Genomic DNA, 13,105 nt, shown 5'->3' with positions numbered 1-13,105 from the left:
GGGGCAGCCGGGTGCGCGGCGGGCCTTGGAGGTCGCCGCGGCGGGCGGCCATAGCCTCTTGATGATAGGGCCGCCGGGGGCGGGCAAGAGCATGCTGGCGGTGCGCCTGCCGGGCCTGTTGCCACCGCTGGCGCGCAGCCAGGCGCTGGAGGTGGCTGCCGTGGCTGCACTGGCAGGCTTGTCCGGCGCGCCGGCGGGGCAGCCGCCGTTCCGGGCGCCGCACCATTCCGCCACGGTAGCAGCCCTGGTGGGTGGGGGGAGCCGTCCCCGTCCGGGCGAGATCAGCCTGGCGCATCATGGCGTGCTGTTCCTGGATGAACTGCCGGAATTCAGCAGGCGTACTCTGGAAGCCCTGCGCGAACCCCTGGAGACGGGCAGGGTGGTGATCGCGCGCGCTCTGCGGGCGGCGCAGTTTCCCGCCCGCTTCCAACTGGTGGCGGCCATGAATCCGTGCCCTTGCGGCTGGCGCGGACATCCCGGGCGCGCCTGCGCCTGCACGCCGGACCAGGTGGCGCGTTACGCGGGCAAGATATCGGGCCCCTTGCTGGACCGCATCGATCTGCATGTGGCCTTGCCGCCATCCGACCCCGAATGGATGGGCAAGCCGCCCGGGGAGGCGTCCGGTCCGGTGCGGGAGCGTGTGGCGCGCTGCCGCGAGCGCCAGTTGGCCCGCCAAGGCAAGCCCAATGCCGCATTGGCCGGGCCAGAGCTGGACGAGCATTGCCGTCTGGACAATGAGGCTCAGGCCTTGCTGCTGCAGGCCATGCGCCGTTTGGCCGGTTCGGCCCGGGCCATGCACCGGGCGCTGAGGGTGGCGCGCACGATAGCCGACCTGGAAGGGGAGGATGCCCTGGGCGCCCGCCACATTGCCCAGGCGGTGCAGTACCGGCGGCCGGGCGTATGATTGCCGCTACCTATCCCGTACGGGTCCAGCGCGCCACGCCGGGCGACTCGACAAAATGCGGGAAATCACCATATAATCAAAGGCTTTCCCGGATCCGAGTCAGGTTTGACCCGGCCAGGGAAGAAGCCGCCGGGCAGCAGTGCCGGCGGGAAGTACCCCCAGAAGTGGCAACAGGTCCCCAAGTTTTGCCGCCATGGAAGGCTACATCGGCCTTTCATGCGTCAAGCACCTGGCGTCATGTAAATCAACAATGAGTGTTTAGTTTAGGGAATCAACATGCCCAAGATGAAAACCAAGAAAAGCGCCTCCAAGCGCTTTAAGGTTCGCGGCAGCGGCTCCATCAAGCGTGGTCAGGCGTTCAAGCGTCACATCCTGACCAAGAAGACCACCAAGGCCAAGCGTCAACTGCGCGGCTCGACGGCGGTTCATGAATCCAACGTGGCCTCCGTCAAGGCCATGATGCCTTTCGCTTGATCTAAGGGAGATCTACTATGCCTCGCGTCAAACGCGGCGTAACTGCCCGCGCACGTCACAAGAAAGTCATTGCCGCCGCCAAGGGTTACCGTGGCCGCCGCGGTAATGTGTTCCGTATCGCCAAGCAAGCAGTCATGCGCGCTGGCCAATACGCCTACCGCGACCGTCGTAACAAGAAGCGCACGTTCCGTGCTCTGTGGATCACGCGTATCAACGCCGCCGTCCGCGAACATGGCGTCAGCTACAGCGTGTTCATCGCTGGCCTGAAGAAGGCTTCGATTGAACTCGACCGCAAGGTCCTGGCCGACCTGGCCGTGCGCGACAAGGCCGGCTTCGCCGCCATCGTGCAGCAAGCCAAGGCTGCCTTGGCTGCCTGATCGCGCTTTAACTCATCGCGCATCGCTGCAAACGGGGCTGTAATGGCCCCGTTTGCGTTTTGAAGGCTGGATTTCATGACTCTGATGGTTGACGACCTGGTCTCCCAGGCGCAAGAACGTTTCGCCGCGGCCACCGATGCCGCCGCGCTGGAAAACGCCAAGGCTCGGTTCCTGGGCAAGGAAGGCGCGCTGACGGTGCTGCTGAAAGCCCTTGGCAAGCTCGATCCCGAGCAGAAGCGCGAGATGGGCGCCCGGATCAATCAGGCCAAGCAAAAGGTCGAAGAGCTCCTGAACTTGCGCCGCGCCGCGCTGGCGCAGGCCGAACTGGATGCCCGTCTGGCATCCGAAACCATAGACGTCACCCTCCCGGGCCGTGGTCGCGCGCCTGGCGGCATCCATCCGGTGATCCGGACCTGGGAACGCGTGGAAGAGATCTTCCGCTCCATAGGCTTCGACGTGGCCGACGGCCCCGAAGTGGAAAACGACTGGACCAATTTCACTGCTTTGAACAGCCCGCTGGACCATCCCGCGCGTTCCATGCACGACACGTTCTATGTCGACATGCAGGACGCGGAAGGTCAGCCGCTGCTGCTGCGCACGCACACCAGCCCCATGCAGGTGCGTTACGCGCGCATGCACAAGCCGCCCATCAAGGTCATCGCGCCTGGGCGCACCTACCGCGTCGACAGCGACGCCACGCACTCGCCCATGTTCCACCAAGTGGAAGGGCTCTGGATCGCCGAAGACATCTCGTTCGCCGACCTGAAGGGCGTGTACACCGATTTCCTGCGCTGCTTCTTTGAAACCGAAGACCTGGCCGTGCGCTTCCGCCCGTCGTTCTTTCCGTTCACGGAACCGTCCGCCGAAATCGACATGATGTTCACCTCGGGTCCGAACCGCGGCCGCTGGCTGGAGATTTCCGGCTCGGGCCAGGTACACCCGCAAGTGGTGCGCAACTTCGGCCTCGATCCCGAGCGCTACATCGGCTTCGCCTTCGGCTCCGGGCTCGAGCGCCTGACCATGTTGCGCTACGGCGTCAACGATCTGCGCCAGTTCTACGAAGGCGATTTGCGCTTCCTGCGCCAGTTCAACGAATAACAGACGGCTGATCATGCAATTTCCCGAATCCTGGCTGCGTACGCTGGTCAACCCCGCGATCGCCACCGAAGAACTCGCGCACCGGCTCACCATGGCCGGCCTGGAAGTCGAAGACACCGTGCCTGCCGCGCCCGCCTTCAGCGGCGTGGTCGTGGGCCATATCGTCGAAATCGCGCCGCATCCCGACGCCGACAAGCTGCGCGTCTGCAAGGTGGACGACGGTTCCGGCGAGCTGCTGCAAATCGTTTGCGGCGCGCCGAACGCCGCCGCCGGCCTGACGGTGCCGCTGGCGCGCGTCGGCGCCGAGTTGCCTGGCGGCATGAAGATCGGCGTGGCCAAGATGCGCGGCGTGCAGTCGTCGGGCATGCTGTGCTCGGCCCGCGAACTGGGCCTGTCGCAAGACCACGCAGGCCTCCTGGAGCTGCCGGCCGGCATGACGCCGGGCCAGTCGATCCGCGAAGCGCTGGACCTGGACGACACGCTCTTCACCCTGAAGATGACGCCCAACCGCGCCGACTGCCTGTCGATCCTGGGCGTGGCGCGCGAAGTCGCCGCGCTGACCGGCGCGCCGCTGTCCGTACCCACCGCCGTCGCCGTGCCCGTCACGCTGGACGAGCGCCTGCCGGTCAAGGTCGAAGCGCCTGATCTGTGCGGTCGTTTCGGCGGCCGCGTGATCCGCGGCGTCAACGCCCGCGCAGCGACGCCCGACTGGATGAAGACGCGCCTGGAGCGCGCCGGCCAACGTTCGCTGTCGGCGCTGGTGGACATCTCCAACTACGTCATGCTCGAACTGGGCCGCCCCTCGCACGTGTTCGACCTGGACAAGATCCGCGGCGACCTCAGCGTGCGCTGGGCGCGCGAAGGCGAAACGCTTGAACTGCTGAACGGCCAGACCGTCACGCTGGATTCGACGGTAGGCGTGGTGGTCGCAGGGGATCAGGTGGAAAGCCTGGCCGGCATCATGGGCGGCGAAGCGACTTCCGTCACGCTCGACACCCGCAACATCTATCTGGAAGCCGCGTTCTGGTGGCCGCAGTCGCTCGCCGGCCGCGCGCGCCGCTACAAGTTCAGCTCGGAAGCCAGCCATCGCGGCGAGCGCGGGGTGGACTTCGCGACCATCCCCGAGCACATCGAATTCATCACGCGCCTGATCATCGATATCTGCGGCGGCGAAGCCGGTCCGCTGGACGATCAGATCGTCAACCTGCCCAAGCGCGAACCCGTGCGCATGCGCCTGCCGCGATGCCATCGCGTGCTGGGCGTGCCGGTCACGCAGGCCGAGGTCGCCAAGATCTTCGGCAGCCTGGGCCTGGATTTCAAGATCGAAGGCGATGACTTCATCGTCACGCCGCCTTCCTATCGCTTCGACCTGGAGCTTGAAGAAGACCTGATCGAGGAAGTGGCCCGCATCTACGGTTTCGAGAACATTCCCGTGGAGCCGCCGATGGCGCGCGCCAAGATGTTCTCGCAACCGGAAATCCGTCGCGGCGCGCATGCGCTGCGCCGCCTTGCGGCCGCGCAGGACTACCAGGAAGTCGTGAACTACAGCTTCGTCGAAGCCGACTGGGAACGCGACTACGCCGGCAACGAAACGCCAGTGCGCCTGGTCAATCCCATCGCCAGCCATCTGTCGGTCATGCGCTCCAGCCTGATCGCCAGCCTGGTCGCCAACATCCGCCACAATGCCAATCGCAAGCAGACGCGCGTACGCCTGTTCGAACTGGGCCGCGTGTTCACGCGCGATGCGTCCGTGCAGGATGGTCCGCTCGAAGTTGCAGGCGTGCGCCAGCCGATGAAGCTGGCAGGCGCGGCCTGGGGCCCGGCCGTGGAAGAGCAGTGGGGCGTGGCGACTCGCCAAGTGGATTTCTACGACGTGAAGATGGATGTCGAGGCGCTGTTCGGCGCGCGCGGCAGCCGTCTGCGTTTCGAAGCCGCAGCGCATCCCGCGCTGCATCCGGGCCGCGGCGCGCGCATCGAACTGGACGGCAAGCACGTCGGCTGGATCGGCGAACTGCATCCGCGTTGGGCTCAGCAAGCCGACCTGGCGCATGCGCCTGTCGTGTTCGAACTGGATGCCGCAGCCTTGTCCGAAGGCGAGCTGCCGCAAGTGCGCGAGCTCTCGCGCCAGCCTGTAGTGGTGCGCGACCTGGCGCTGTGGGTCGATGCCCATGTGTCGGCGCAGTCCATGCTCGATACCGTCGCCGCGGCCGTCAAGGCGGATCCGCAGCTGTCGGTGGTGCAGGACGCGCGCCTGTTCGACGTGTGGCGCGAGAAGGTCCAAGGCAGCGAGCCCGTCACCGAGAAAAGCCTTGCTTTCCGATTCTGGCTACAGGACACTGAGGTCACACTGGACGAGGCCAGGGTGGCGGATTGCCTGGCCCGCATCAAGGAAGCCTTGGTGGCTGCGCATGGCGCGCGCCAACGCGCTTGAACCATGGGGAACAGTATGCTTGCTGCCGAGCCGCGCACTCTGACCAAGGCTGAACTGGCCGAACTGCTCTTCGAGCGGGTCGGCCTGAACAAGCGCGAAGCCAAGGACATCGTCGATACCTTCTTCGAAGAAATCCGCGATGCCCTGGCGCGCGGAGACTCCGTCAAGCTGTCTGGCTTCGGCAATTTCCAGGTGCGCGACAAGCCGCCGCGCCCTGGCCGCAACCCCAAAACCGGCGAGACCATTCCCATCGCTGCGCGCCGCGTGGTCACCTTCCACGCGAGCCAGAAGCTCAAGAGCGTGGTGGAGCAGGCAGCGCCCACAGCACCCGACGCCGAGGAGTGATACGCTTTGTCGGCAATTGTTATCGGCACCTGACGCATCGCGGCATAAAATCCCCTCATGACACGTACCGAATCCACCGTTACCTTACCGCCCATTCCCGCCAAGCGTTACTTCACCATCGGTGAAGTCAGCGACCTGTGTGGCGTCAAGCCCCATGTCTTGCGGTATTGGGAACAGGAATTCACGCAGCTCAAGCCGGTGAAGCGGCGCGGCAACCGCCGCTACTACCAGCATCACGAAGTGCTGCTGATCCGCCGCATCCGTTCCCTGCTGTATGAGCAAGGCTTCACGATCAGCGGCGCGCGCAACCGCCTGGGCGATGCGCGCGACGTGCCGCACGATCAGGACGCGGCAGTGCGTCTGTCGGGCGCCGAGATGCAAGCCTTGCGCAACGAACTCGGCAATGTCTCGACGATGCTGGCCGAAGCCTTGGGCACGGCGGCAAACGTTTCCGGCGCAAGCGTAGACAGCGCGAGCCCTGCGGCTTGAACACAGCGCATCGTCATTCCCCGCATTGTTTGAATTCAGTACTTGCAACGCGCGGCGCAAGCCGCGCGTTGCATTGAGCAGTACCTCGCGCCGCGCGCATCGATGCGCATGCGGTTGATGCAATCGATGAACGCAGCGCGAAAATTTTTTTGAGTATTCAGCACTTTTTTTGCACGAATGCGTGCAAACAATTTTTTGTTCTGCTATACTCTTTTTCTTTCGGGGCGTAGCGCAGCCTGGTAGCGCACTTGCATGGGGTGCAAGGGGTCGCGAGTTCGAATCCCGCCGTCCCGACCAGCAGTTCCAAAGGCCGTCAGTGAGAAATCACTGACGGCCTTTTCATTTCTGCTTGCCTGTTTTCGGCGAGCGCGTTGCATGCGCGCGGACAAAATAAAAAACCACCCAGAGGGTGGTTTTGTTTTTCTTCTGATCAGCTCCGATACTCCAGATGGATCAGCGGGTATGACCTGCCTTGATCGTCAAGCGGCGAACGGCCCGTGCGCTGGAAACCCATCTTTTCATAGAAGCCTACCGCCTGGCCATTCTGCTCATTGACGTCCGTGGTCATGTCGGGATGGAGCGAGAGGCCATGCCGCACCAGCGCAGCGCCGATGCCTGTTCCGCGACAGGCGGGATCGACGAACAGCGCCTGCATGTGGCCGTTGTCGATCAGCATGAACGCCTGCGGATAGTCGTTGGCGTCGACAGCAAGCCAGAGTGGCACTTGCGGGAGAAAACCGCACACCATCTCGTCGATGGCCTGGCGATCCTCGGGCGACAGAAAATCGTGCGTGGCGTCTACCGCGTCTCGCCAGATCTTGATGACGCGCGCGCCGTCAACGGGGCGGGAGGTTCTTATCGTAATCATCGGCGGAGAATATTTGATTTCCATTTGGAGCGTCAAATTGACGATCCGGAATGGGTACACTGCGACGACCCGGCATAGGCGTAGCGGTCATTGATAACTCCAGCTGGTCTGCGGATGAAAGTCATGAGAACACTTGTGGTGACCCTCTTGTTGGCGTTTTCGGCCTCCGGTGCAATTGCCGAAACGGAGCAGGACGCCTCGCCCGCACGCGTGGTGCAAGGCGGCCATTGGACGGAGGGTCCGAGCACGGGCACGTACCGGATCCTGGTGGAGGAGGTCGGTTTCGAACACGTCAGCTGCCGCGTCCGCATCCAGTGGCTTGCTTCCGCGGCCTCCGGCCGCCCCGCCAGGCTCATTGCGGAGCAGACGTTCGAGGAACTCTCAACGACTTTCTGGAGTTGCGGGCAGGGCAAGCAGAGCGTCGTCATATCCGGGAACGTGCTGAAAGTGCAGGCCACCCACGCATACTCCGGGGAGCCATGCACGTTCACCGCAAGCTTGGGCCAGCCGGGCCGATACCAATATGAGGCTTGCCGCAGCGAGACGCCAGCGCCGAAAACCGGCGGCTGAAGAGGCGCGCCGCGCAACGCGGCACGATCGCGCGAGGCCATGTGTACATGGAGCCGGGCGCGTGGCTTGGTTAAGATGAACCCCATTTCATTGATCCGACTGCCTGATGCTTCTATCCCAACGCACGTCGTTAATTAAAAAAATACTCGCCAGCAAAATCACGCTTCTGCTGATCGCTTCCAATATCGCGGTGTACCTCGTGGCCGGATATCTGGATACACGAGCATTCGAGAGCCTGAGCCAAACCTCGTTCTTGATCGACTGGGGCGGAAACGTTCCTGCCTTGACCTTGTCCGGCGAGTACTGGCGCCTGTTCTCCAGCATGTTCCTGCACATCGGCTTCCTGCATCTGGCAATCAACATGCTGGCGTTGTGGTCGCTGGGGATCATTCTTGAGGCACGCATGCGTTCCTGGGTGTTCCTGGGCGTGTATATGCTGTCGGGCCTGTGCGGCAGCCTGGTCACGGCGCTATGGCATCGCGGCGAGTTTTTCCTGAGTTGCGGGGCGTCGGGCGCGATCCTGGGAATTTTCGGGGCGGCGATCGTTTACGGCTTGCACGACCGGCGGATGGGGCGGCCCCATATCGCGCCCGGCAATCTGCTGTTGAGCCTGGCGCTGACCTTCGGCGCGGGCTTCGCGTTCGACGTCGACAATGCGGCGCACCTGGGCGGTTTGCTTGCGGGGGCGCTGCTCGCGGGCATCGCGCTGTGCGCCGAACGTATGCGGCCCGTGGCGGCAGCGGCGGTATTGGTCGGTACTGGCATCGTCGGCGCCGCGGCATTGGCCGTGGTGACGCTTGATAATCATGATCGCGACATGCAGCAGCAGATCGCCGCTGCGCGCTTTGAGCACACGCTGGGGAAGATGGGACTGCTGCAGTCCGCCCAAGCGCCGGCGAGCGCGCTGATTCTCGATGAGTGCGTCGACCGCGCGTTGTTCGAGGCGGCGCAAGGCGGATCCGCGGCGCCCGACGTGCGCCGGTGCGTGAAGCCTGACGAGCGGGATCAGGTTCTGCTGGCCACGTTCATGCCGCGCTGGTATCACGATTGCCAGGCGCAAACCGTCGAGTTGCAGCAGCTATACCCGGACGCCGCCGCGCGCAAGGCATTGGCCGGTGCAGAGCAATACTGCGCGATGCAGACCCGGATCTATGCCGCAATCTTTCAGGAACAGCCCGCCGAACTCGAGGCAGAGCAGGCATTGCAGACGCGCCTCTTGATGAAATTCCTGGTGGATGGGGGCAGGAAGTACCGGACTGAGTCAGCGCCATTGCAAGCGCAGGCGAACGCCATGCAAGGGATACTCCGACGGCCGGGTGAACTGGCGTCGGCCATCATCAGTCGGTCGGGGTGTCCATACTGGAGTTGCGCGCGTTCGCACTAGCGGTGGCGATCATACGCAAGCAGGCAGCAACAAACGGGAGGACAAGGCGCGTCCGCGTTCGTAGGATGCAGGCATCATTCATGTTTGGAGCTGGCGCCGATGTCTTTATCTCTTGCTGGAAAAGTGGCTTTGGTGACGGGGGCGTCCTCGGGCATCGGGCGCGCGGTGGCGTTGCGCCTGGCTGCCGAGGGCGCGGCGCTGGTGCTGACCGCGAGACGCCGCGATCTGCTGGAGCAGGTGGCGGACGAGATCAGAGGCGCGGGCGGGCGCGCCTGCGTGTCGGCGGGAGACGTCGCGCAGCCTGAAACCCACAGGCAAGCGGTACAAGATGCGCAGCGTGAGTTTGGCGGCCTGGATATCGCGGTGAACAATGCCGGTACCGTCGGACCCATCAAGCCGCTGGCGGAAGTCGGTCTGGACGAATGGGAGCGCACGTTGAGCGTCAATCTCACCGCGGCGTTCCTGGGAGCGCGCCATCAGATCCCGGCCATGTTGGAGCGGGGCGGCGGCGCGTTGGTCTTCGTTTCCAGCTTTGTGGGGACGAGCGTGGGCTTGCCCGGGATGGCCGCTTACGGAACGTCGAAAGCCGCGCTGATGGGATTGGTCAAGGGCATCACGGCAGACTACGGCGCGCAAGGCATCCGGGCCAATGCGCTGTTGCCTGGTGGGGTCGACACCGAAATGGCCGGGAACCAGGAACAGAAAGACTGGGCAGCGAACCTGCACGCCATGAAGAGAATTGCGCGCGCCGATGAAATTGCCGCGGCCGCGCTGTTCCTGGCAAGCCCGATGGCGAGTTTCGTCACGGGGTCCGCGCTTTACGCGGACGGGGGCAATTCGGCGGTGAAATGAGCCTGCGGCCGGTAGGCCGCAGCCCGGCGCCGGCGTCGCTCAATCGCGCACCACGGGCGCTTCGCTCGCGGCCTTTTCCCTGCGCGCGAACATGCTCAGGGCCTCCTTGAGATTTACGCCCAAAGGTCCGAGGCTGGCGTCCAGCGCCGCGGCATTGCGCGCCAGTTCATCGCGACCGGGCAGCTCGCCATTGACCGCCATGACGACCCGGTTGCTTGTTTGCAGATTGAAGAACGTTCCGAACACGGCGGCATAAGTCGCCGATTCGCGTTCGTAAAGCAGGCTTTCGGTGAAGGTGTTGGCCACCGCCACGCCGCCTGGCGCGAGAATGCCGCGCACGTGTTGCAGGAACTCGAGCGTCATCAGGTGTTCGGGGATGTAGTCGACGTCGAACGCGTCCAGCATCACGATGTCGTACTGCAGGCCTTCGCGATGAGCGCGTTCGATATAGGCGCGGCCGTCTTCCAGGAACAGGCGTTGCCTGGGACTTTGCTGGTAGCCGAAATAGCGCCCCGCGACATTGCCTACGGCGGGATCGATCTCCACGGTATCGATGACGGTCTCGGGCAGCAGCGCGGCCAGGGTCTTCTGCAGCGTGGCGCCGCCCAGGCCGATGATCAGGATGTTGCGCGGCTTGGGATTGACATAGAGCGCGGTCATCATCATGCGCGTATAGGAAAACACCAGCTGCCCGGGATGCTCCAGGCTCATGCAGGTCTGGCGGCCGACGTCGTGCATGGAGTTGAAGTTCATGCAGCGCTCGCCGTTCTCCTCGAACACGAGCAGTTTGCCGAATTGCGAGTCTTCGCTGTGGATCAGCTGCGGGCCGCCGTTGCCCCGCAGCAGCGCCAGGGCGGCGCCGGCGATGAGGACTACCAGAACGATGCGGATGGCAAGACGGAACATGGAGCGGCAAGCGGCAAGTAGGGGACGCATCATCGTATCGCGCCCCGGGGCGGTCGCGCCGATTCTTGACGTATGAGAACGGGTCAAGACCCTTGTGCCTTTGCCAACGGGCAAGATCAACTATCGTTTTTTTTGAAAATCTCGTTCGATATATTTCATTTCCTTAAATGCTCGGCTCTCCTTAGAATTTTGCTCGAAACGGGACGCATAGATTCCCGTTCAGAAAATCAGAGGAGACCCGCATGTTCTACGATCCCGTCCCCAGGATTCAGGCCAACGTCTACGCCCGGCTGCCCGACGAACTGAAGTGGCAAGGCCAGGACCTGAACGAGTGGGTGGCCGGCCAGCCGCAGGGCAATCCGCCGCGCTCGCTGCTGGAAGGGCCTTCCTTCGGGCCGGACGGCCTGCTGTATTGCGTGGACGTCATCAACGGCCGCGTCCTGCGTGTCGATGAGCGCGGCGAATTCGAGCCGCTCGTGCAGTACGACGGCTGGCCCAACGGCCTCAAGTTCCACCGCGACGGCCGCATCTTCATCGCCGACTACAAGCACGGCATCATGCAGTTCGACCTTGAGCGCCGCGAGGTGCGCCCGGTGCTGGAACGCTACAACATCGAGCGCTTCAAGGGCGTGAACGACCTGTTCTTCTCGGAAGCAGGGGATCTCTATTTCACCGACCAGGGCATGACCGGATGGCAGGATCCCTCCGGGCGCCTGTTCCGGTTGCGGCCGGACGGGCAGCTGGATTGCCTGCTCGACTGCATACCCAGCCCCAATGGCTTGGTCATGGATCTGCACGAGCACGCGCTGTATGTCGCGGCGACGCGGGCCAACGCCATCTGGAAGGTGCCGCTGTTGCGCAACGGCCAGGTCGGCAAGGTCGGCACCTTCATCCAAATGTCGGGCGGCGGCGGCCCGGACGGCCTGGCGCTGGATGCGCAGGGCGGACTGTGCATTGCCCACGTGGGTCTGGGCACCGTTTGGTGCATGGATGCGCTGGGCCAGCCGGCTTTGCGCATCCAGTCTCCCGAAGGGCTGCACACCACCAACCTGGCCTTCGGCGGACCTGCGGGCCGCACGCTCTACATCACCGAGTCGAGTTCGGCCAGCATCCTGCGCGTCGATCTCGACGTGGCGGGCAAGCCGATGTACCTGGCGGCGCCGGCCGCGCAGGCCCTCTGAATACGACATTCTCCAACCACCAAAAGGACAGAACAGATGGATCAGGCAATTGTGCTGGGCGCGGGCACCATGGGGGCCGACGTCGCCGCCGGCTTTCATGCGGCCGGCTGGCGCGTGTGGCTGGTGGAACCCGATGCGGCCGCGCGCGCGGCCGCGATGCAGCGCGTGAACGCGTCCAGTGAAATGATCGGTGGCCAGGCGGACGCGGATCGCATCGCGACCAGCGCAACCATGGAGGAAATCGACTGGAGCGATACCCGCATCGTGGTCGAGTGCGTGCCGGAACTGCTGGCAACCAAGCGCGCGGTGTTCGCCCGCCTGGAACAGCTGGCGCCTGCCTCCATACCCTTGACCAGCAATTCGTCGAGCTTTCCGATCAGCGCCATTGGCGAGGGCCTGCAGACCCGCGCACGCATGGTGGGCCTGCATTACTTCATGCCCGCCCACCTGGTGCCCGCCGTGGAAGTGATACGCGGCGAGGCCACCGATGAAGCCATGGCCCAGGAGGTCAGCCGCATCATGCGCGATACCGGCAAGAAGCCAGTGCAGGTCAAGCGCGACGTGCCGGGCTTCCTGGCCAACCGCATCCAGCATGCGCTGATGCGCGAGGCGATCGCGCTGGTCGAGGAAGGCTTCGCGTCCGCGGAGGACGTGGACACTGCCGTGCGTTACGGGTTCGGGTTCCGCTACATCGCGGCCGGCCCGCTGCTGCAGAAGGATCTGGCCGGCATCGACATCCATTGCGCGGCGGCCGCGACCATGTATCCACACCTGCGTACGGACGACCGGCCCAGCGTTCTCATGCGCGAGCTGGTCGAGCAGGGCAACATAGGCGTCAAGTCGCCTTCCCTGAAGGGCTTCTATCAATGGACGCCGGACCGTGTCGCCCAGGAGCAGCGGCGCTACCAGGTCGCCTTGGGCAAGGCTATGCAGATCTTGAAGGATGAGGAAGCGCTGGCCTGACGCAGGCTGTCGCGGGACTGAACTGACCCCCGAAAATTGGACATAAATCCAACTTTCGGGGCACGTCAGCGGGGCGGCAGGGCATCGAGCTTGCGGATGTCAGGGTTCTTTAGCCGCCGAGGCTGCCCTGCGCCATTCCGATGCTCGCCCCGGTGGGGCTGCGCTTCGGATGGCTCCGGGGTCCTCGGCTGGCAGTCGCCTAATGCGTTGGTTTCGGACCCCGTTCATGGGCGGATGTCCTGAGCCGGTGGCCGGACGGAGGG

General features: G+C 64.2%; 14 protein-coding genes and 1 tRNA gene. 13 read left to right on the top strand and 2 right to left on the bottom strand.

Translation table 11 applies throughout. The annotated features are described in order from the left end of the window. The 8 genes from WBB14_RS14950 to WBB14_RS14915 all read left to right on the top strand — a co-directional run. A partial coding sequence (locus WBB14_RS14950) for a YifB family Mg chelatase-like AAA ATPase (RefSeq protein WP_424240519.1) occupies positions 1–904 on the top strand: 904 nt, incomplete at its 5' end. Positions 905–1,180: 276 nt separating this feature from the next. Then, positions 1,181–1,378 (top strand): 50S ribosomal protein L35, encoded by a 198-nt coding sequence (gene rpmI / locus WBB14_RS14945; protein WP_006218740.1) that lies wholly within the window; start codon positions 1,181–1,183, stop codon positions 1,376–1,378. 17 nt (positions 1,379–1,395) lie between these two features. Next, entirely contained in the window at positions 1,396–1,755 is a 360-nt protein-coding gene (gene rplT / locus WBB14_RS14940) for a 50S ribosomal protein L20 (protein ID WP_006218741.1), read from the top strand. A gap of 75 nt (positions 1,756–1,830) precedes the next feature. Further along, positions 1,831–2,853 carry a phenylalanine--tRNA ligase subunit alpha gene (pheS, locus tag WBB14_RS14935; protein WP_424240518.1) on the top strand — a complete coding sequence of 341 codons (1,023 nt, stop codon included), beginning with the start codon at positions 1,831–1,833 and terminating at the stop codon, positions 2,851–2,853. A gap of 13 nt (positions 2,854–2,866) precedes the next feature. Further along, complete coding sequence (gene pheT, locus WBB14_RS14930) at positions 2,867–5,284, top strand: phenylalanine--tRNA ligase subunit beta (protein WP_424240517.1); 2,418 nt, start codon at positions 2,867–2,869, stop codon at positions 5,282–5,284. A 3-nt stretch (positions 5,285–5,287) separates the two neighbouring features. Continuing rightward, a complete protein-coding gene (locus tag WBB14_RS14925) occupies positions 5,288–5,629 on the top strand; it encodes an integration host factor subunit alpha (RefSeq protein ID WP_424240516.1) in 342 nt (113 codons plus the stop codon). A gap of 57 nt (positions 5,630–5,686) precedes the next feature. After that, positions 5,687–6,118 carry a MerR family transcriptional regulator gene (locus tag WBB14_RS14920; protein WP_424240515.1) on the top strand — a complete coding sequence of 144 codons (432 nt, stop codon included), beginning with the start codon at positions 5,687–5,689 and terminating at the stop codon, positions 6,116–6,118. A gap of 220 nt (positions 6,119–6,338) precedes the next feature. Next, positions 6,339–6,415, top strand: a tRNA-Pro gene (locus WBB14_RS14915). A gap of 133 nt (positions 6,416–6,548) precedes the next feature. Here WBB14_RS14915 and WBB14_RS14910 read toward each other — a convergent pair. Then, positions 6,549–6,986, bottom strand: a complete 438-nt coding sequence (locus WBB14_RS14910; RefSeq protein ID WP_424240521.1) for an acetyltransferase — start codon at positions 6,984–6,986, stop codon at positions 6,549–6,551. A gap of 123 nt (positions 6,987–7,109) precedes the next feature. Here WBB14_RS14910 and WBB14_RS14905 point away from each other — a divergent pair, with 123 nt between their 5' ends. The 3 genes from WBB14_RS14905 to WBB14_RS14895 all read left to right on the top strand — a co-directional run bounded on the left by WBB14_RS14905 (position 7,110) and on the right by WBB14_RS14895 (position 9,792). Then, complete coding sequence (locus tag WBB14_RS14905; RefSeq protein ID WP_424240514.1) at positions 7,110–7,556, top strand: hypothetical protein; 447 nt, start codon at positions 7,110–7,112, stop codon at positions 7,554–7,556. Positions 7,557–7,662: 106 nt separating this feature from the next. Then, a complete protein-coding gene (locus WBB14_RS14900; protein ID WP_424240513.1) occupies positions 7,663–8,940 on the top strand; it encodes a rhomboid family intramembrane serine protease in 1,278 nt (425 codons plus the stop codon). 99 nt (positions 8,941–9,039) lie between these two features. Continuing rightward, a complete protein-coding gene (locus WBB14_RS14895; RefSeq protein ID WP_424240520.1) occupies positions 9,040–9,792 on the top strand; it encodes an SDR family oxidoreductase in 753 nt (250 codons plus the stop codon). Positions 9,793–9,831: 39 nt separating this feature from the next. Here the strand turns inward: WBB14_RS14895 and WBB14_RS14890 are convergent, their stop codons facing one another. After that, positions 9,832–10,731, bottom strand: coding sequence for a spermidine synthase (locus WBB14_RS14890; RefSeq protein WP_424240512.1), 900 nt, complete (start codon positions 10,729–10,731; stop codon positions 9,832–9,834). Positions 10,732–10,940: 209 nt separating this feature from the next. On the opposite strand from WBB14_RS14890, the gene WBB14_RS14885 reads away from it, so the two are divergent. Next, entirely contained in the window at positions 10,941–11,879 is a 939-nt protein-coding gene (locus WBB14_RS14885; RefSeq protein ID WP_424240511.1) for an SMP-30/gluconolactonase/LRE family protein, read from the top strand. Positions 11,880–11,915: 36 nt separating this feature from the next. Further along, positions 11,916–12,842: a 3-hydroxyacyl-CoA dehydrogenase family protein gene (locus WBB14_RS14880; RefSeq protein ID WP_424240510.1), complete on the top strand. Its 927-nt coding sequence runs from the start codon at positions 11,916–11,918 to the stop codon at positions 12,840–12,842. The last annotated feature ends 263 nt before the right edge of the window (positions 12,843–13,105 follow it).

The sequence above is a fragment of the Achromobacter sp. genome (genome assembly GCF_049647645.1).
Taxonomy (GTDB): Bacteria; Pseudomonadota; Gammaproteobacteria; order Burkholderiales; family Burkholderiaceae_B; genus Achromobacter.
The sequence above is the reverse complement of the archived record's forward strand: the minus strand, read 5'-3'. Positions and strand labels throughout refer to the sequence as shown.

Coding starts and splice junctions, on each gene's coding strand:
- rpmI (WP_006218740.1), top strand. CDS start 1,181: ATGCCCAAGATGAAAACCAAGAAAAGCGCCTCCAAGCGCTTTAAGGTT.
- rplT (WP_006218741.1), top strand. CDS start 1,396: ATGCCTCGCGTCAAACGCGGCGTAACTGCCCGCGCACGTCACAAGAAA.
- pheS (WP_424240518.1), top strand. CDS start 1,831: ATGACTCTGATGGTTGACGACCTGGTCTCCCAGGCGCAAGAACGTTTC.
- pheT (WP_424240517.1), top strand. CDS start 2,867: ATGCAATTTCCCGAATCCTGGCTGCGTACGCTGGTCAACCCCGCGATC.
- WBB14_RS14925 (WP_424240516.1), top strand. CDS start 5,288: ATGGGGAACAGTATGCTTGCTGCCGAGCCGCGCACTCTGACCAAGGCT.
- WBB14_RS14920 (WP_424240515.1), top strand. CDS start 5,687: ATGACACGTACCGAATCCACCGTTACCTTACCGCCCATTCCCGCCAAG.
- WBB14_RS14910 (WP_424240521.1), bottom strand. CDS start 6,986: ATGATTACGATAAGAACCTCCCGCCCCGTTGACGGCGCGCGCGTCATC.
- WBB14_RS14905 (WP_424240514.1), top strand. CDS start 7,110: ATGAGAACACTTGTGGTGACCCTCTTGTTGGCGTTTTCGGCCTCCGGT.
- WBB14_RS14900 (WP_424240513.1), top strand. CDS start 7,663: ATGCTTCTATCCCAACGCACGTCGTTAATTAAAAAAATACTCGCCAGC.
- WBB14_RS14895 (WP_424240520.1), top strand. CDS start 9,040: ATGTCTTTATCTCTTGCTGGAAAAGTGGCTTTGGTGACGGGGGCGTCC.
- WBB14_RS14890 (WP_424240512.1), bottom strand. CDS start 10,731: ATGATGCGTCCCCTACTTGCCGCTTGCCGCTCCATGTTCCGTCTTGCC.
- WBB14_RS14885 (WP_424240511.1), top strand. CDS start 10,941: ATGTTCTACGATCCCGTCCCCAGGATTCAGGCCAACGTCTACGCCCGG.
- WBB14_RS14880 (WP_424240510.1), top strand. CDS start 11,916: ATGGATCAGGCAATTGTGCTGGGCGCGGGCACCATGGGGGCCGACGTC.